At 51.0% G+C, this 17,781-nt stretch carries 17 protein-coding genes and 1 other annotated feature; of the genes, 9 read left to right on the plus strand and 8 right to left on the minus strand.

The genetic code is table 11. The features are described from left to right. Window positions 1–33 precede the first annotated feature (33 nt). From dnaX to HV311_RS18435, 3 genes are all read right to left on the minus strand, one after another. Complete coding sequence (dnaX, locus tag HV311_RS18425; RefSeq protein WP_103928976.1) at window positions 34–1,965, minus strand: DNA polymerase III subunit gamma/tau; 1,932 nt, start codon at window positions 1,963–1,965, stop codon at window positions 34–36. Then, window positions 637–701: a sequence feature (DnaX frameshifting element), on the minus strand. Its footprint overlaps the gene before it by 65 nt. 118 nt (window positions 1,966–2,083) lie before the next feature. Next, window positions 2,084–2,635: an adenine phosphoribosyltransferase gene (apt, locus tag HV311_RS18430; RefSeq protein ID WP_006685676.1), complete on the minus strand. Its 552-nt coding sequence runs from the start codon at window positions 2,633–2,635 to the stop codon at window positions 2,084–2,086. A 193-nt stretch (window positions 2,636–2,828) separates the two neighbouring features. Next, a complete protein-coding gene (locus HV311_RS18435; protein ID WP_029139439.1) occupies window positions 2,829–3,206 on the minus strand; it encodes a DUF454 family protein in 378 nt (125 codons plus the stop codon). Window positions 3,207–3,275: 69 nt separating this feature from the next. Here HV311_RS18435 and priC point away from each other — a divergent pair, with 69 nt between their 5' ends. Both priC and rsmS read left to right on the plus strand, forming a co-directional pair. After that, entirely contained in the window at window positions 3,276–3,803 is a 528-nt protein-coding gene (gene priC, locus HV311_RS18440; protein WP_103283557.1) for a primosomal replication protein N'', read from the plus strand. A 14-nt stretch (window positions 3,804–3,817) separates the two neighbouring features. Beyond that, complete coding sequence (gene rsmS / locus HV311_RS18445; protein ID WP_016155875.1) at window positions 3,818–3,979, plus strand: pleiotropic regulatory protein RsmS; 162 nt, start codon at window positions 3,818–3,820, stop codon at window positions 3,977–3,979. Window positions 3,980–4,053: 74 nt separating this feature from the next. On the opposite strand, the gene mscK is transcribed toward rsmS, so the two are convergent. Together mscK and acrR are read right to left on the minus strand one after the other, a co-directional pair. Continuing rightward, the gene (mscK, locus tag HV311_RS18450) at window positions 4,054–7,419 is read right to left on the minus strand and encodes a mechanosensitive channel MscK (protein WP_016152076.1); all 3,366 of its coding nucleotides are present in this window, start codon (window positions 7,417–7,419) and stop codon (window positions 4,054–4,056) included. A 127-nt stretch (window positions 7,420–7,546) separates the two neighbouring features. Further along, window positions 7,547–8,197, minus strand: a complete 651-nt coding sequence (gene acrR, locus HV311_RS18455) for a multidrug efflux transporter transcriptional repressor AcrR (RefSeq protein WP_016152075.1) — start codon at window positions 8,195–8,197, stop codon at window positions 7,547–7,549. Window positions 8,198–8,338: 141 nt separating this feature from the next. On the opposite strand from acrR, the gene acrA reads away from it, so the two are divergent. From acrA to HV311_RS18485, 6 genes are all read left to right on the plus strand, one after another. After that, window positions 8,339–9,532 (plus strand): multidrug efflux RND transporter periplasmic adaptor subunit AcrA, encoded by a 1,194-nt coding sequence (gene acrA, locus HV311_RS18460; RefSeq protein ID WP_016152074.1) that lies wholly within the window; start codon window positions 8,339–8,341, stop codon window positions 9,530–9,532. Between the two features lie 22 nt (window positions 9,533–9,554). Further along, window positions 9,555–12,704 (plus strand): efflux RND transporter permease AcrB, encoded by a 3,150-nt coding sequence (gene acrB / locus HV311_RS18465; RefSeq protein WP_016152073.1) that lies wholly within the window; start codon window positions 9,555–9,557, stop codon window positions 12,702–12,704. A 487-nt stretch (window positions 12,705–13,191) separates the two neighbouring features. After that, on the plus strand, window positions 13,192–13,566 hold the full coding sequence (gene tomB / locus HV311_RS18470) for an Hha toxicity modulator TomB (protein ID WP_019076175.1): 375 nt from the start codon (window positions 13,192–13,194) through the stop codon (window positions 13,564–13,566). Between the two features lie 27 nt (window positions 13,567–13,593). After that, the gene (locus tag HV311_RS18475; protein ID WP_002892050.1) at window positions 13,594–13,812 is read left to right on the plus strand and encodes an HHA domain-containing protein; all 219 of its coding nucleotides are present in this window, start codon (window positions 13,594–13,596) and stop codon (window positions 13,810–13,812) included. 180 nt (window positions 13,813–13,992) lie between these two features. Further along, window positions 13,993–14,544 (plus strand): maltose O-acetyltransferase, encoded by a 552-nt coding sequence (gene maa, locus HV311_RS18480; RefSeq protein WP_016152072.1) that lies wholly within the window; start codon window positions 13,993–13,995, stop codon window positions 14,542–14,544. Between the two features lie 116 nt (window positions 14,545–14,660). Beyond that, complete coding sequence (locus HV311_RS18485) at window positions 14,661–15,131, plus strand: YlaC family protein (protein ID WP_016152071.1); 471 nt, start codon at window positions 14,661–14,663, stop codon at window positions 15,129–15,131. 78 nt (window positions 15,132–15,209) lie between these two features. Here HV311_RS18485 and ykgO read toward each other — a convergent pair whose 3' ends face one another. Next, the gene (gene ykgO, locus HV311_RS18490; RefSeq protein WP_005125190.1) at window positions 15,210–15,350 is read right to left on the minus strand and encodes a type B 50S ribosomal protein L36; all 141 of its coding nucleotides are present in this window, start codon (window positions 15,348–15,350) and stop codon (window positions 15,210–15,212) included. 1 nt (window position 15,351) lies between these two features. Further along, on the minus strand, window positions 15,352–15,612 hold the full coding sequence (locus HV311_RS18495) for a type B 50S ribosomal protein L31 (protein ID WP_016152070.1): 261 nt from the start codon (window positions 15,610–15,612) through the stop codon (window positions 15,352–15,354). A 188-nt stretch (window positions 15,613–15,800) separates the two neighbouring features. On the opposite strand from HV311_RS18495, the gene HV311_RS18500 reads away from it, so the two are divergent. Next, the gene (locus HV311_RS18500) at window positions 15,801–17,354 is read left to right on the plus strand and encodes an EAL domain-containing protein (protein WP_047501906.1); all 1,554 of its coding nucleotides are present in this window, start codon (window positions 15,801–15,803) and stop codon (window positions 17,352–17,354) included. A 51-nt stretch (window positions 17,355–17,405) separates the two neighbouring features. Here HV311_RS18500 and HV311_RS18505 read toward each other — a convergent pair whose 3' ends face one another. After that, the gene (locus HV311_RS18505; RefSeq protein WP_003831033.1) at window positions 17,406–17,759 is read right to left on the minus strand and encodes a DUF1428 domain-containing protein; all 354 of its coding nucleotides are present in this window, start codon (window positions 17,757–17,759) and stop codon (window positions 17,406–17,408) included. Between the last annotated feature and the right edge of the window lie 22 nt (window positions 17,760–17,781).

Raw genomic sequence — 17,781 nt, forward strand, 5'->3', positions numbered from 1 at the left:
GGATGACGACCGTCAAACCGTAATGGCTGACGATCAAATGGGGCGAATACTCTCTTCGTCCAGGTCCGCATCGAAAAAACGACGCAGCGTCTGAATGTTATTATCCGCAATAATCGACTCACGCGCCTGCGCGAGTTTCTCTTCATAAATGGCCTGACGCCACTCCAGCGGCGTGCGCACCGCTGGATTATCATCTTCAACGATGGTCAATTCAACCGTTGACCCTGTTAAGGAACTCAATGCTTCGGCCAGTTTTTGCTGCGCGCCGCTGGAGTTAAGGTGTCGCTGCGTGGAACGCAGGTGCAGGCAAACCACGTTGCCATTCTCTTCTTTCCAGGCATTAAGCGCCACCTGCTCCACCAGTTTAGGCAGCGAGAGCTGGCTTACCTGTGCGGCCCACGGGTCGCGTTCGATGGCCTCAGCCGCCAGCTTTGCCGCCAGTTCTGGCGTTTTTTCATGCTCAAGCGCTTTTTTCAGCGCTTTCGGCGTAGCGACGACTTCTTTGACTTCTGCAACAGGATTGGTCGCTTTCCAGCGATACGCTTCTTTCTTCGCTGGCGCTTTTTCCAGCGCAGAGACCGCTGGACGCGCCTGAACACGTTCCGACACCGAAGCCAGTCTTTCCAGCGCAGCATTATTCACCGGCCGCGCGCGGGAAGCGGCTGCCGGTTCACTCTTTTTTGGTTTGGTTGCTCCCTGAGCGCGTTGCAGCTGGCTGCGTGCCGCCAGCACCTGGCTGGTAGCATCGGAGAGCGGCACATTCTGTTGCTGTTGCGCTGCCGCAGGCTGCTGCTGCGGCACCTGCGTCGGGTTCATCACCGCAGTGGGTGCTACCGGGGCAAAAGACTGTCGCGGGGCTTCAGGTTCCGGGAGCGGCATGCGCGGATGAAAAGCCAGCGCACGTAGCAGCGTCATTTCAACGCCCATTCGCCTGTCCGGCGCATACGGCAGTTCTTTGCGCCCGATTAACAGGGTCTGGTAGTAAAGCTGCACATCGGTTGGCGGGACGATTCGCGCCAGTTCGCGCATACGCTGTTCAATAGCGGCCATATCGCTGCCGAGTGCGGCAGGTGAAAGCTGAACCATGGCAATACGATGCAGCAGAGCCGACATCTCAACCAGTAGCGCTTCCCATTCAATACCGCGCGCGGCGGCATCGTTCACCAGCGTCATAACGCGTTCGCCGTCCGCAGCCACAACCGCTTCAACCAGCGAAAGCGCCTGGTCGTCGTCCAGCGTGCCGAGCATGGTGCTGACCGCGTCGGTCGAGACCTGACCATCGCCGCTGGCGATCGCCTGATCGGTCAGGCTCAGCGCATCGCGCAGGCTGCCGTCCGCGGCGCGAGCCAGCAGTTGCAACGCACGTGGTTCATGGGCGATATGCTCTTCTTTGAGGATATGCTCAAGCTGATGGCGAATCTGTTCGACATCCAACGCTTTAAGATGGAATTGCAGACAGCGCGACAGGATAGTCACCGGCAGCTTCTGCGGATCGGTAGTCGCCAGCAGGAACTTAACGTGCGCGGGCGGCTCTTCGAGCGTTTTCAGCAAGGCGTTAAAACTATGGCGCGACAGCATGTGCACTTCGTCAATCAAATAGACCTTAAAGCGACCGCGCGCTGGCGCGTACTGGACGTTATCCAGCAGGTCACGGGTGTCTTCGACTTTGGTGCGTGAGGCGGCGTCGATTTCAATCAGATCGACAAAGCGCCCCTGCTCGATTTCACGGCAGTTATCACACACGCCGCACGGCGTAGCGGTGATGCCGGTTTCACAGTTTAATCCCTTCGCCAGCAAACGGGCGATTGACGTTTTCCCGACGCCACGGGTGCCGGAAAACAAATAAGCATGATGAATACGCCCTAACGACAAGCCGTTCGCCAGTGCCGTCAGCACATGTTCCTGGCCGACGACGTCAGCAAAGGTTTGTGGGCGCCATTTTCGGGCTAAGACCTGATAACTCATTGGCAGGCTCTGAAAGGCTGGAGGGTGGATTCACAGGGAGATAATGCTAACACAACCTCGCAGCGACGGCGAGGTTGTGTGTCTCGGTATTAATCTGCCGAGATAAGATAGCCCGAAATTAGTGGCCCGGGAATGGAACCAGGCTATAACAGGTCAGCCCCTGCTTTTCCAGACGCTGCTCGCCGCCAAGATCAAACAGGTTAATGATAAATGCAGCATCGGTCACTTCACCACCCAGACGGCGGATCAGTTTCACGGTCGCTTCAATTGTGCCGCCGGTTGCCAGCAGGTCGTCCACAACCAGAACTTTATCACCAGGTTTGATGGCATCTACGTGGATTTCCAGTTGATCGGTGCCGTATTCCAGCTCATAGCTCTCAGCAATAACTTCACGCGGAAGCTTACGGGGTTTACGTACCGGAACAAAACCAACGCCCAGACCCAACGCTACCGGCGCGCCAAACAGGAAGCCACGCGCTTCGGTACCAACCACTTTAGTGATACCCGCATTTTTGTAGCGTTCAACCAGCAATTCAATACTGAGGGCGTAGGCTTTCGGGTCTTCCAGTAAACTGGTGACATCACGAAAAAGAATGCCCGGTTTTGGGTAATCGTGGATGCTTTTGATGCTATTTTTGAGAAACTCAAGCTGCTGTGCAGTCGCGGTCATAAGTTTGTGCCTGATTAATACAGTATTACTTCACGGCGCACTATACACTTCATCCTCGACGTATCTTGAATGATTTTGTGTCTGTATAAGAGCCAAGGTTATATTTGCTTAACCTTTGACCACCTGCGCCTGTGCTCGAAAACGGTCGAATTTACTGGCTGTGAGAGACAATTGCAACAGCGTTTATTGCGCTTTACTGCTTTTGTTGTTTTTCATCAATCACCGGGATCCGCCACATAAAAATCAGTAAACAGGCGAGAATAACCAGCAGCAGGCCGCGTACCCACATCATATTGACCAGCCACAGTGAAATACTAAACGTTACCAGGATCAACAAAATAGCGCGCGGCTTTGCTCCCGGCGGCATCGCGCGGTGTTTTTGCCAGTGGCGCAGATACCCGCCGAACCACGAACGGTACAGCAACCAGTCGTGAAAACGCGGCGATGAGCGAGCAAAACACCAGGCGGCCAGCAAGATAAACGGCGTTGTCGGCAACAGAGGCAATACAACGCCCAGCGTTCCTAACACTACCGCTATCCAGCCTATGATGATTAGAATAATGCGTTGCATAATATGAATACTTAACACAGAGAATCGCTACTTTATCATAACAGTTCTCATTTTCATCGGAGTGTTGTCGTGAAAACCGTCATGCTGCTTCAGACGCTCGAAAACCAGCTTAACCGCTTGCGGCAGCGTTGTGCCCCACTGGCACACCATGCCACGCTTAGCGCCCGCTTTGACAGGCATCTGTTTCACACCCGCAGCACGTTGCTACAGGCCTGTCTGGATGAAGCTGATGATAATCTCACTGCTCTACGTCGCGCAGTTGAACAGCAACAACTACCACAAATTACCTGGCTTACGGAACACCTTGCCTCACAGTTAGAGGCGATTTCACGTGAAACCGCCAGTTGGTCGCTCCGGGAGTGGGACTGCGCCTCTCCTGGTCTGGCGCGCTGGCAGCGTAAGCGAGTTCAACACCAGGAGTTTGAGCGCCGCCTGGTTGAAATGACGCGTGAACGTAAAGAACGCCTGGCACAGGTTACAGGCTTTGAAGAACAGCAAAAACTGCATCGCGAAGTAGAGGCATTCGAAGCACGACTGGCACGCTGTCGTCATGCACTGGCAAGAATAGATAACATGCTGGCGCGTTTAACCCGCTAATCCCCGGAGAATTTATGTCATTAGAGAACGCCCCAGATGAAGTCAAACTGGCCGTCGATTTGATTGTCCTGCTTGAAGAGAATCAGATGGAGCCTGAAACAGTTCTGAAAGCACTGGAGATTGTGAAGCAGGATTACGAGAAGAAACTACTCTCTTTATCTAAAAAAGAGCTGTAACTGAAAACCTGATGGCTTTGCACTTATCAGGCCTACGAATGAATCGAAGCTCGCAGGCCTGATGATTATTTCTGTTAACCTACCGAAGGCGTCGGATCGTCACCTTTAATGATGTCACGTTTAACCTCGGTCACGGTGTCACCTTTCGCGTTATGCAGGTGAACTTCGAGCTGGTTAAAGGCGATATCAATGTCATTTTCACGGCACAAACGATCGACCGCCCGGTTAAGTTCATCAACCGTGTGGCTACGATCGCGCAATTCACGCACGTATAAACGCAGCTCATGATCCAGCGTACTGGCGCCGAAGGCGGTAAAGAACACAGCAGGCTCCGGATCGTGCATCACTTTCGGGTGTTCTGTCGCCGCCTGCAACAGCACCTTCTTCACTTTGTCCAGATCCGAACCATAGGCCACGCCAATGCGGATCACCAGACGCGTGGTGGTATCGGAGAGCGACCAGTTGATCAAACGCTCCGTCACGAATGCTTTGTTCGGGATGATCACCTCTTTACGATCGAAGTCAGTAATGGTGGTGGCACGGATACGGATCTTGCTGACCGTTCCGGAGAACGTACCGATGGTCACGGTATCGCCGATGCGTACCGGGCGTTCAAACAGAATAATCAGACCGGAAACAAAGTTACCGAAAATTTCCTGCAAGCCGAAACCAAGACCAACCGAGAGAGCAGCGGCCAGCCACTGTAGCTTATCCCACGAAACGCCGAGCGATCCGAAGACCGTCATCGCACCAATGGCGATGATGGCGTAATTCAGGATCGTGGTGATCGCATAAGAAGCCCCCTGGCGCATCTTCAGTCGCGAGAGCACCAGCACTTCCAGCAGGCCGGGTAAGTTGCGGATCAGCGCCCACGCGACCATTGACGCAATAATCGCAAACAACAGGCTGCCCATGGTGACGTCTTTCACCACTGCCGCACCCGCTTCGGTGCCGTTGTAATGCCAGAGCGTTATGCTGTCGAGATAGCTGAACACGGTGATCAAATCAGACCAAATGGCCCAGAACAGAACACCAAACAGGGCAACCATCACCAGCATGGTTATACGCAGCGTTTGCTGGTTAACCTGTTCCAGCGCAATAGTCGGTTCTTCCTGCGGCTCTGCGCCTTCGGCCCCTTCTTTCACCAGGTTCTGACGACGCGCTAACGCACGACGCCAGGCGATACGACGAGCCGCTACGCTCAACCCTCGCAGCACCGTCTGGTACAGCAGATTCCAGAGGATAACCAGATAGACCGTTTCAATCCAGCGGCCCGCCAGGCGCAGCGTAGTGTAGAAATACCCTGTCGCCGTCAGCACCATTAATGCAATCGGAATAATAGACAACACGGTAATAGTGACCAGACGCAGACCATGCGACTCTTTGTCACGCCAGCTTTCGCGGCACATTGGCCATACCAGGAAGGCGATCAGCAGCAGGTTGAGGAAAATGACCACCTGGCCAAGCACATCGTCCATCAAATTAAGCGGCGACAGCTCAGCAATGACCGACCAGAAGTTAAGCGGCAACAGCGCAAGGCTAATACGCACAATCTGGCGACGCCAGTGGCTGGTCTGCTTCGCTGGCATGCCAAAATGACGTATCGCCACGCCATCTTTTTCCAGCACCTTCCAGCACAGACCAAACACCAGCCAGAAGATGGTCATCTTCTTACTGAACGCCCACAGCAGGTCACTAATATTCAGTTGCATAGTCAGCAGAATCAGACCCACCGCGAGGATAATCAGACACGCCGGCAAGGCTCTGATGAGATCGATCAGAATCGCTTTTGGCGTATTAAGCTGACTGTCATTGCGCAGGTTCCCCACCGCGGCGGCTAATTTTGCCTGATAATCCTTCAGCCACTTCAAACGCCAGCGGATTAACCCGGCGATAAGCAGCAGCGGCAGCCCTGCCAGGAACGCAATAAACACGGCGGGCCAGGCTTTTTCCCAGTTCACCGTGATTTTCATCGACTTAAACTGGTCTTTTAGGGTTTGCGGGAAGGCTTTGATCCAGTCCCAGTCCATCGGACGGTTACTGTTAACCCAGAAGATTTGTTGCGTGAGGATCTCTTTCAGGTTTTTCGACACGCTCATTAACTGCTGCTGGTTGATTTGCAGATTAATCGCCATCATCAACTGGTTGCCCAGCTGCTTATTTAGCTGATCCAACAGTTCACGACGCATATCCACGACCTGCAGCAGGGCATCATGGACTTCAGGGTTAACGTCGTTGCTGTGCCCTTCTTCCAGTTTGGCGACAAACGCATCATTCTGGAACAACGTATCGCGCTGCTGGTTGACTTCGAACTGCTCCAGACGCAAATCGGCGATCCGGTTGGTCATATCGGCAAGCTCATCCGCCGACGGCAGCGTTTGTTGTTGCTGATATAAAATGCGCGACAGCAGCAGACTGCCTTTCAGAACGGCGATCTGCTCTTTAATGTTGCGTTCGGATTGCAGCGCGCGGTCAAGCCAGTTTTTGACCTTGATATTTTGCTGCATCAGGCTGTTGCCGTTTTCAGTCGCGGCAATCAGGCGCTGGCTGAGCTGATGGTTAACATCAAGCTCCTGCTTCACTAACGGATTGGACTGAATACGCTCGGCTTCGTCCGGCGTTACCGCTTCCTGTGCCGTCTTTTCGGTTAACGTCAGTCGTTTGCTGTTCACCGCCTCTTGCAGGAGCTGGAGCTGGTGTTCAAGGCGGTTACTGTGCGCCGTCACATAATCGCGTTGTTTTTGCAGGGTATCCTGCAAAACGGTATTCCCTTCGAGGCTCTTACGCTGCTGGTCGATCTGCGCGTTCAGCAACGCTTGCTGCGCCTGCAGCAGCACCTGCTGGCTGGGGCGTAAAGCCGCCTCTCCCACAGTGGTGCCATCGAGTCGATTGCGGATTTGCTGCATCTGTTGCGACGCGGTGTACATTGCATTTTGTACGCGCTCTGGCTGTGTCTGCAGCGATACCAGTTGGCTGTTGTAAGCGGCCAGATCGTTTTGCGAGCTTTGCAGGTCATCCAGGACCTGCGACACGCGCGACTCAAGCTGTCGTAAGGAGAGCGTACTCAGCGTTTTTCGCGTTTCATCGTCATTATCGACATCGCTAAGCGAATTTAGCGCATCCGTCGCCTGACGCATTTTCTCCGGCGCCTGGGCAACTTTTTGTCGAAGCTGTACGGTTTCATCCTTCACACGATCGATTTTATCCAGCGTGGCAATGGTATCGATGAGATCCTGTTGAACCAGCTTATCCTGTGCGGAGAGATCTTTTTGTTTATTCAGCGTGTCTAACTGGCTCTGAATATCCGCTTTCGTCGGCAGTTCACCACTCTGTTGCGCCCGCGCAAACGCAGATGACTGGCAGGATAGCAATAGAATGAAGAAAAGAATGGTAATAGCAATAAGATGCTGTGAACGTTTATAGAGCTGCAACATAGTCATGAGAATGAAGGTTTCTGAACCGGAAAAGTGACCGAAAATAGTCAAGCGGCAAGAATATCACGGCTGTGACCGGCAGAATAGCAGGAGGCAAAATGACCAGGAGAATTCCTGGCACAGACCCAGAGAGTTAACAGGTTTCCGCTACGTTAACCCGCAAGGTTGGGCAGAGAAGACACATCTCAAGCAGCACGGCGACGTATTCCCGAGCCTCTTTTTTCAGATCAAAAGATTCAGGGGCAAATAACCAGTTCTCGATAATTCCGGTAACATAACTACGCAGCAGCACCGCCACGCGACGCGTGTTCAGATTTTCCGGCAGCATGTTGGCGTTCATGCAGTGCCGCAATGTTTGTTCGATACGGTCGTAATTTTCAATACACAGACTGCGTTGAGCTAGCTGAACTGAGGCCATTTCCCCGACAAATTCGCATTTGTGGAATATAATTTCCAACAATAAACGTCGGCGTTCTTCTGTCACGGTAGCTTCAAGAACGTAAATTAAAATTTCTCTTAATACTGATAGTGGATCGTCGGGGAATTTTGCCTGATACTCAGTCTCTAACTCATCAATGTTAGGTTTTGCTAGCTCCCAGATTTCACTGAATAAATCCGATTTGTTTTTGAAATGCCAATAGATCGCGCCGCGCGTGACACCAGCGGCTGCTGCGATCTCCGCAAGCGAGGTGGATGATACCCCTTGTTGCGAAAACAAACGCAGAGCGACATCGAGAATGTGCTGTCGAGTTTCCTGTGCTTGTTGTTTGGTTTTTCGTGCCATAGGTCAGTGAATTTACAGGCGTTAGATTTACATACATTTGTGAATGTATGTACCATAGCACGACGATAATATAAACGCAGCAATGGGTTTATGGGCTTTCAGCCATTGATCAATTTGAAATCGGACACTCGAGGTTTACATATGAACAAAAACAGAGGGTTAACGCCTCTGGCAGTCGTTCTGATGCTCTCAGGCAGCTTAGCGCTAACAGGATGTGACGACAAACAGGCCCAACAAGGGGGCCAGCAGATGCCAGAGGTTGGAGTTGTTACGCTCAAAACTGAACCTCTACAGATAACAACCGAACTCCCGGGTCGCACCAGTGCGTATCGCATTGCAGAAGTTCGTCCTCAGGTTAGCGGTATTATCCTGAAGCGTAATTTCACGGAAGGTGGTGACATCGAAGCGGGTGTATCTCTCTATCAGATTGATCCTGCTACTTACCAGGCCGCTTATGAAAGCGCAAAAGGCGATCTGGCAAAAGCACAAGCCGCAGCAAATATCGCTCAACTGACGGTCAAACGTTATCAGAAACTGTTGGGTACTAAGTACATCAGTCAACAGGATTACGATAGTGCACTGGCAGACGCACAACAGGCGAACGCCTCCGTTGTCGCCGCGAAAGCCGCGGTAGAAACTGCACGCATCAATCTGGCTTATACCAAAGTGACGTCGCCGATCAGCGGCCGCATTGGTAAATCATCCGTTACTGAAGGCGCTCTGGTGCAAAACGGTCAGGCAACCGCACTGGCAACCGTTCAGCAGTTGGATCCCATCTATGTGGACGTGACGCAGTCAAGCAACGATTTTCTGCGCCTGAAACAAGAGTTGGCCAACGGCACGCTGAAGCAAGAAAACGGTAAAGCGAAAGTCGAACTGGTGACCAATGACGGCATTAAATTCCCGCAGTCCGGTACGCTGGAATTTTCTGATGTCACGGTAGATCAAACCACCGGGTCGATTACGTTACGCGCAATCTTCCCTAACCCGGATCACACCTTACTGCCGGGTATGTTCGTCCGTGCTCGTCTGGAAGAAGGGACTAACCCAACTGCATTACTGGTTCCACAGCAAGGCGTTACCCGCACACCGCGTGGCGATGCCAGTGCATTGGTTATCGGTGCAGATAACAAAGTTGAAACCCGTCAAATTGTTGCCGCACAAGCGATTGGCGACAAATGGTTAGTCACTGATGGACTTAAACCGGGCGACCGCGTGATTGTCACTGGGCTGCAAAAAGTACGTCCTGGCGCGCAGGTAAAAGCGCAGGAAATCACTGCTGATAACAACCAGCAAGCTGCAAGCGGTAGCCAGCCTGAACAGTCCAAGTCTTAACTTAAACAGGAGCCGTTAAGACATGCCTAATTTCTTTATCGATCGCCCAATATTTGCGTGGGTGATCGCCATTATCATCATGTTGGCAGGGGGGCTCGCGATCCTCAAATTGCCGGTAGCGCAATATCCGACTATTGCACCGCCAGCAGTGACGATCTCCGCGACCTACCCTGGCGCTGATGCCAAAACAGTACAGGATACTGTTACGCAGGTTATCGAACAGAATATGAACGGTATCGATAACCTGATGTACATGTCCTCAAACAGTGACTCCACGGGTACCGTGCAGATCACGCTTACCTTTCAGTCTGGTACTGATGCGGATATCGCGCAGGTACAGGTGCAGAACAAACTGCAGCTGGCAATGCCGCTTCTGCCGCAGGAAGTACAACAACAGGGTGTGAGCGTTGAGAAATCATCCAGTAGCTTCCTGATGGTTGTCGGCGTTATCAACACCAACGGCACCATGACGCAGGAGGATATTTCCGACTACGTGGGCGCCAACATGAAGGACGCCATCAGCCGTACTTCAGGTGTGGGTGATGTTCAGCTGTTCGGTTCCCAGTACGCGATGCGCATCTGGATGGATCCGAACAAACTGAATAACTTCCAGCTGACGCCGGTTGATGTGATCAGCGCCATCAAAGCGCAGAACGCCCAGGTTGCAGCCGGTCAGTTAGGCGGTACGCCGCCGGTGAAAGGCCAGCAACTTAACGCTTCGATCATCGCGCAAACCCGTCTGACCTCTGCCGATGAGTTCAGCAAAATTCTGCTGAAAGTGAATCAGGACGGTTCCCAGGTGCGTCTGCGTGACGTAGCGAAAGTCGAACTGGGTGGCGAGAACTACGACATCATTGCGAAGTTCAACGGTAAACCGGCATCCGGTCTGGGTATCAAGCTGGCGACAGGCGCTAACGCCCTGGACACCGCAAACGCTATCCGCGATGAACTGAAGAAGATGGAACCGTTCTTCCCGTCAGGTCTAAAGATCGTTTACCCGTATGACACCACGCCGTTCGTGAAAATCTCTATTCACGAAGTAGTGAAAACGCTGGCGGAAGCCATCATCCTCGTGTTCCTGGTAATGTATCTGTTCCTGCAGAACTTCCGCGCGACGCTGATTCCGACTATCGCCGTGCCGGTGGTGCTATTGGGTACGTTTGCCGTCCTTGCGATTTTCGGCTTCTCGATAAACACGCTGACGATGTTCGGGATGGTGCTCGCCATCGGCCTGTTGGTGGATGACGCCATCGTTGTGGTCGAGAACGTTGAACGTGTAATGGCTGAGGAAGGGCTACCGCCGAAGGAAGCAACACGTAAATCGATGGGCCAGATTCAGGGCGCACTGGTTGGTATCGCTATGGTGCTGTCAGCGGTATTTATTCCGATGGCCTTCTTCGGGGGATCTACCGGTGCAATTTACCGTCAGTTCTCCATCACCATTGTTTCGGCGATGGCGTTATCAGTCCTGGTGGCATTGATTCTGACCCCTGCCCTGTGTGCGACCATGCTCAAACCGGTTGCTAAAGGCGATCACGGAGAAGGCAAAAAAGGTTTCTTCGGCTGGTTTAACCGCATGTTCGATAAGAGCACGCACCATTACACCGACAGCGTGGGCGGAATTCTGCGCAGCACCGGTCGTTATCTGGCGCTGTATCTGATCATCGTCGTGGGTATGGCCTATCTGTTCGTTCGTCTGCCAAGCTCGTTCCTGCCGGATGAAGACCAGGGGGTATTCCTGTCAATGGCTCAGCTGCCAGCGGGTGCAACGCAAGAGCGTACCCAGAAGGTGCTGGACGAAATGACGGATTACTATCTGACCAAAGAAAAAGCGAACGTTGAATCGGTGTTTGCCGTTAACGGCTTCGGTTTTGCAGGACGTGGTCAGAACACCGGTATCGCGTTCGTGTCTCTGAAAGACTGGAGTGAACGTCCAGGCGAGGAGAACAAGGTTGAGGCAATTACTCAACGTGCGATGGGCGCATTCTCGCAGATTAAAGACGCGATGGTCTTCGCTTTTAACCTGCCAGCGATTGTGGAGTTAGGGACCGCGACCGGTTTCGACTTCCAGCTGATTGACCAGGCAGGTTTAGGTCATGAGAAGCTGACTCAGGCGCGTAACCAGCTGTTTGGTGAAGTTGCGAAACATCCTGATCTGTTAGTCGGCGTACGTCCTAACGGTCTGGAAGACACGCCGCAGTTCAAGATCGATATCGATCAGGAAAAAGCGCAGGCTCTGGGTGTATCCATTAGTGATATTAATACAACGCTGGGTGCAGCATGGGGCGGAAGCTACGTAAATGACTTCATCGACCGTGGTCGTGTGAAGAAAGTTTACATCATGTCTGAAGCGAAATACCGTATGTTGCCGGAAGATATTGGAAACTGGTATGTCCGCGGCAGCGATGGACAGATGGTACCGTTCTCCGCCTTCTCTACCTCACGTTGGGAATATGGTTCACCGCGTCTGGAACGCTATAACGGTCTGCCTTCCATGGAAATCTTAGGCCAGGCCGCACCGGGTAAAAGTACCGGTGAAGCCATGGCAATGATGGAGGAACTGGCCAGCAAACTGCCATCCGGTATCGGCTATGACTGGACCGGTATGTCCTACCAGGAACGACTGTCCGGCAACCAGGCCCCTGCTCTGTATGCCATTTCACTGATTGTCGTATTCCTGTGTCTGGCGGCATTGTACGAGAGCTGGTCAATTCCGTTCTCCGTCATGCTGGTGGTACCGTTAGGTGTTATCGGTGCATTGCTGGCGGCAACGTTCCGCGGCCTGACCAACGACGTTTACTTCCAGGTAGGCCTGCTCACAACCATTGGGTTGTCGGCGAAGAACGCGATACTTATCGTCGAATTCGCCAAAGACTTGATGGATAAAGAGGGTAAAGGTCTGATAGAGGCGACGCTGGATGCGGTCCGCATGCGTTTACGTCCGATCCTGATGACATCGCTGGCCTTTATTCTGGGCGTAATGCCGCTGGTTATCAGCTCCGGCGCAGGCTCCGGCGCGCAGAACGCCGTTGGTACTGGCGTAATGGGCGGGATGGTGACGGCAACCGTGTTGGCTATCTTCTTTGTTCCGGTGTTCTTTGTGGTGGTACGCCGCCGCTTTAGCCGCAAAAGTGAAGATCTTGAGCATAGCCACTCAGTAGACCATCACTGATAGATCTCTAAAGATAAGGCCGCGCAAGCGGCCTTTTTTCTGGAAAAATCATAAAAATCACTTATTGCTATTTCGTTTATTTTCTCCAGGGTAAATAAGCGATATAATCCCTGTAGCCTTAAAGGCTATTCTTAAAAATCATTGAGAGTTCTTATTTACTTTAATAAATATTAAGATTATTCCTGGTAAGCGGTTCACATTGTCGATTGTTACCTTTCGTTGCTAAACCTAATCAAGATAACTCGATGATTGCCCGAAGAATAAAGAAATTGTCCGATTCCGAATAACCGCATTTATCTGTTAAAATGTAAAAATGACCTGACATCATAAGTTTGCATAATTGTAATTTTTCGTGATATGACGATGAAATCTTTTTTAGACTAGATTATAGTTAAATCATCAGGAGTCGCGGGCAAGTTCCAGGTAGTCTGTTGTATCCATCCCGAAGGTGTTCGGTTAGTTTAAGCTACGAAGAAGGGGATGCGTTATGGATGAATACTCACCCAAAAGACATGATATCGCGCAGCTTAAATTTCTCTGCGAAACCCTGTATCATGACTGTCTTGCAAACCTTGAACAAAGTAACCATGGCTGGGTTAATGACCCTACCTCTGCCACCAGCTTGCAGCTCAATGAACTGATAGAGCATATTGCAACCTTCGCACTTAATTATAAAATTAAGTACAATGAGGACAATAAGCTGGTCGCGCAGATAGATGAATACCTGGATGACACTTTTATGTTGTTCAGCAGTTATGGTATTAATACGCAGGATCTGCAGAAATGGCGGAAGTCAGGTAATCGACTGTTTCGCTGTTTTGTCAATGCCACCAGGGCTAATCCTGTTAGTTTGTCTTGTTAAAAATTATTACAATCATAGGTAAGATTTATGTCCGATAAACCATTAACTAAAACTGATTATTTGATGCGCCTGCGACGTTGTCAGACAATTGACACACTTGAGCGCGTTATTGAAAAAAATAAATATGAATTGTCCGACAACGAACTGGCTGTATTTTACTCAGCAGCAGATCACCGCCTTGCTGAATTGACTATGAATAAGCTCTACGACAAGATTCCAACTTCTGTTTGGAAATTCATTCGCTAATTGCTCACGGGTTAAGTCAGGTATAGCGGTACATTTGTCTGGCTGACCATTTTCGTATTTACAATGGTTATTTAAATCAAATCACGTGACTACGATCACAACGAAGAAATGGGAACGTTCCCCTTGTTTGCATTGCGTTTTACTGTGTTGAAATGACCTCCAGTACACAGGAAATTCGTAATGAGTAATGAAAAGCAAAAAATGATCGCCGGTGAACTTTATCGCCCGGCGGATGAAACATTGCGCCACGACCGACTACGCGCTCGTCAGTTGACCCATCGCTACAATCTCACCGCTCCCGATGAAAAAAATGCGCGACAAGCTATCCTGCATGAGCTGTTGGGCCAGAGCGAAGGGGCTTACATTGAACCCTCTTTTCGTTGTGATTACGGCTATAATATTTATCTCGGTAAAGAATTTTACGCCAACTTCGACTGCGTTATGCTCGACGTCTGCCCGATCCATATTGGCGACAACTGCATGTTAGCCCCAGGAGTCCATATTTATACAGCCACCCACCCGCTGGATGCCACCGAGCGAAACAGTGGCATGGAGCTCGGCAAACCCGTGACTATTGGCAACAACGTCTGGATAGGTGGACGCGCAGTGATAAACCCTGGCGTAACGTTGGGTGATAACGTGGTTGTGGCCTCAGGCGCGGTGGTCACGAAAAGCGTTCCGGCAAACTGCGTGGTTGGGGGCAATCCCGCCAGGATTATCAAAACGCTGTGATCTTAAATGTAACTGTTATGCTAAATTGTGGTTAATCTGTTACTTTCTTCACAAGGTATCCCCTTTTAAAATAGGGCGATCGCATCTGAATATCGCAGACACCACAAAGGCAAGAGATGACAGAAATACAGCGCCTGCTTACCGAAACCATCGACGACTTAAATATTCGCGAAAAGCGCGACAACAAACCGCGCTTTAGCATCAGCTTTATTCGCAAACATCCCGGCTTGTTCATCGGCATGTATGTTGCGTGGTTTGCCACGCTGGCGGTGATGCTGCAGTCAGAAACGTTAGTCGATTCAGTATGGCTGCTGGTGGTTCTGTTCGTCATACTCAACGCGTTTTTCTTTTTCGACGTTGCGCCGCGATACCGCTTTGAAGATATCGACGTACTGGATTTCAGAGTTTGCTATAACGGGGAATGGTATAACACGCGCTTTGTCCCCCCTTCACTCATCGATACCATCCTGCACTCACCTTCCGTCGATAGCGAACATAAAGCGCAGCTGCAAAAGATGATATCGCGTAAGGGAGAACTCTCGTTCTACGATGTCTTTACGCTAACCCGCCCCCAGACCAGTCAGTAACGACATCTCAACACAGATAAAAAAAGTGCGTCCCGATGAAGGAAACGCACTTTAATCCCTGAAATGTTGGTAAAGAAACTAACGTCTTTTTTTACGCCCCTGAACAGCTTTAAAGCGCGGATTCGTTTTGCAGATTACGTACAAACGCCCTTTGCGTTTCACTATCTGGCAGTCAGGATGACGCTGTTTTGCACTACGAAGTGAATTGAGTACCTGCATCTTAACCTCGCTTAGTGCCAATAAAATGACCAAAACGTTTCTGGAAACGTGCTGCACTGCCTTCGTTATCAAAGGTTTTTTGTTTCCCGGTATAGTACGGATGCGATTTGGAAGAGATATCCAGGGTCACGTACGGGTACATTTTCCCCTCAAACTCAATCTCACGTTCCGTTTTAATGGTCGAGCCGACCTTAAAAAATTCATTGGCACTGGTATCGTGAAATACCACAGTACGGTAAAAAGGATGAATATCCGGCTTCATGGTAACCTCGATTTGTTACGTTATAACATAACCATCAAAATACACCACTCTTGTATAAATCACAACCTGGTTTACGCGATTAAGAGTTAAACGGGATGATAAGTGGCCGTAAATATATGATGCCAATCGAATAGCTTTTTCGGCTTTCGGATATACTTTCCCTACGCTGTGTTAATAAGGATATCACTGTGATAACACGACATCTGATAAGCCTGGTGACTGGGGTGCTGTTTCTTTCCATCCTCGCGCCCGTAGGTTTAAGCCTGTGGCTGGCGCATCGTCAGGTCGAAACGAAATTTATCGATGAACTCGATATGTTCTCAACCCGAGTCGCATTACGTACGGAGCGCGTAGGTGAACAAGCCAAAAAAGCGTTGCGCCATATTGAAGCTTTTCAGGGTGAACCTTGTAGTGAAGAGCATCTGCTTGAAATGCGTCGTTTGTCATATAGCTACCGCTATATTCAGGAAGTGCTGTACCTCAAAGATAACGTTCCACAATGCTCATCCCTGGAAAAAAGAAGCCGGGCAGCCGCGTTTCCTCCAGCAATGAAAATCACGCCCGATGGCTACCACGCATGGTTGACCATGCAAAACGATTTGGGCATCAAGCGTTTTATGGCGGCATTAGGTAGCAAGCATTACGTCGTGATGATCGATCCCGGTTCTTTTATTGATGTCATCCCGTTTGGCTCATGGCCGATTGAAGTCGCTATCCTTGGTACCGCGCGTAACACGGTGGTAGCCAGTAGCACCGATCTGCCACCGGATGTTTTACAACATGTGCAACTAGAGCATTCGATTACCCATCTGCAGAAAGACGGCAGTATTTATAACGCCCGCCCCTTCCCCGAACTGGGCATTACGGTTGTAACCTGGGCATCCACTGTACCTTTGCAAAAAAGCTGGCACCGACAAGCGCTAATCTGGCTGCCGGCAGGGATCCTTCTCGGCTTACTCACCGCAGCCTTTATTCTGCGTATTTTGCGCCGTTTACAGTCCCCTCATCACCAGTTGCAGGACGCTATCCAGCATCGGGATATCAAGGTCTACTACCAACCGATTATCTCGCTCAAAACGGGGAAAGTGGTCGGGGCAGAGGCGCTGGCTCGCTGGCCACAGGCCGACGGGAGCTATCTGTCGCCTGAGATTTTCGTCGCACTGGCGCAAGAGACCGGGCTTTCAGAGCCGCTCACCCGTTTGATTATTGAAAGCGTATTTGACGATTTAGGAAAATGGTTGCGTCAATATCCCCACCAGCATATATCCATTAACCTTGAGTCAGCCGATCTGACCTCCGAAACGCTTCCTGCTCTGTTAAGCCAGAAGGTGAACCACTGGCAACTTAAGCCTGCGCAAATCGCGCTGGAGCTGACCGAACGTGAATTTGCCGACCCGAAAAACAGCGCGCCGTTTATTGCTAAATACCGACAGGCAGGCCATTCGATCTATATTGATGATTTTGGTACCGGCTATTCAAGTCTTAGCTATTTGCAGGATCTGGATGTGGATATCCTGAAGATCGACAAATCGTTCGTCGATGCGCTGGAGTACAACAACGTCACGCCGCATATCATCGAGATCGCGAAAACGCTGAAGCTGGAGATGGTGGCAGAAGGTATTGAAACCGAGAATCAGGAAGCCTGGCTACGCCAGCACGGCGTGCAGTACGGTCAGGGCTGGCTCTACAGTAAAGCGCTGCCGAAAGCGGAATTTATTCTGTGGGCAGAAAAACGGCTTTAGCATGGCTGTTGATGGTGAGATGGCTGGCGGCACGCCGCACAGCCAGTCACATCACTCTTCCATAATGGGCGCAAATCCACCGTAGATCATTCGCTTGCCATCAAATGGCATAGATTCACCGAATTCCTTCATACGGGGATCGGACATCATCTTCTGATTCGCCGCATCGCGGACCTCTTTGGAAGGGTATTCAATCCAGCTGAATACCACTTCTTCATGATCCTGCGCTTTCACAGCCATGCGAAAATCGGTCAGTTTGCCGTCGGGGACATCATCTGCCCAGCACTCCACCACGCGCAATGCACCGAACTCCTTGAAAAGCGGAGCTGCTTTTGCCGCCATCGCAATGTACGCCTCCTTGTTTTCAGCGGGTACGGCAACCACAAAGCCATCAACATACTTCATGAGAAAAACCTCCGAAGTGTAC

It is taken from the genome of Citrobacter sp. RHBSTW-00881 (genome assembly GCF_013728515.1).
GTDB lineage: Bacteria > Pseudomonadota > Gammaproteobacteria > Enterobacterales > Enterobacteriaceae > Citrobacter > Citrobacter braakii.

Bases quoted from the DNA above. Each gene is read 5' to 3' on its own strand.
- dnaX (WP_103928976.1), bottom strand. From the start codon at position 1,965: ATGAGTTATCAGGTCTTAGCCCGAAAATGGCGCCCACAAACCTTTGCT.
- apt (WP_006685676.1), bottom strand. From the start codon at position 2,635: ATGACCGCGACTGCACAGCAGCTTGAGTTTCTCAAAAATAGCATCAAA.
- HV311_RS18435 (WP_029139439.1), bottom strand. From the start codon at position 3,206: ATGCAACGCATTATTCTAATCATCATAGGCTGGATAGCGGTAGTGTTA.
- rsmS (WP_016155875.1), top strand. From the start codon at position 3,818: ATGTCATTAGAGAACGCCCCAGATGAAGTCAAACTGGCCGTCGATTTG.
- mscK (WP_016152076.1), bottom strand. From the start codon at position 7,419: ATGACTATGTTGCAGCTCTATAAACGTTCACAGCATCTTATTGCTATT.
- acrR (WP_016152075.1), bottom strand. From the start codon at position 8,197: ATGGCACGAAAAACCAAACAACAAGCACAGGAAACTCGACAGCACATT.
- acrA (WP_016152074.1), top strand. From the start codon at position 8,339: ATGAACAAAAACAGAGGGTTAACGCCTCTGGCAGTCGTTCTGATGCTC.
- acrB (WP_016152073.1), top strand. From the start codon at position 9,555: ATGCCTAATTTCTTTATCGATCGCCCAATATTTGCGTGGGTGATCGCC.
- tomB (WP_019076175.1), top strand. From the start codon at position 13,192: ATGGATGAATACTCACCCAAAAGACATGATATCGCGCAGCTTAAATTT.
- HV311_RS18475 (WP_002892050.1), top strand. From the start codon at position 13,594: ATGTCCGATAAACCATTAACTAAAACTGATTATTTGATGCGCCTGCGA.
- maa (WP_016152072.1), top strand. From the start codon at position 13,993: ATGAGTAATGAAAAGCAAAAAATGATCGCCGGTGAACTTTATCGCCCG.
- HV311_RS18485 (WP_016152071.1), top strand. From the start codon at position 14,661: ATGACAGAAATACAGCGCCTGCTTACCGAAACCATCGACGACTTAAAT.
- ykgO (WP_005125190.1), bottom strand. From the start codon at position 15,350: ATGCAGGTACTCAATTCACTTCGTAGTGCAAAACAGCGTCATCCTGAC.
- HV311_RS18495 (WP_016152070.1), bottom strand. From the start codon at position 15,612: ATGAAGCCGGATATTCATCCTTTTTACCGTACTGTGGTATTTCACGAT.
- HV311_RS18505 (WP_003831033.1), bottom strand. From the start codon at position 17,759: ATGAAGTATGTTGATGGCTTTGTGGTTGCCGTACCCGCTGAAAACAAG.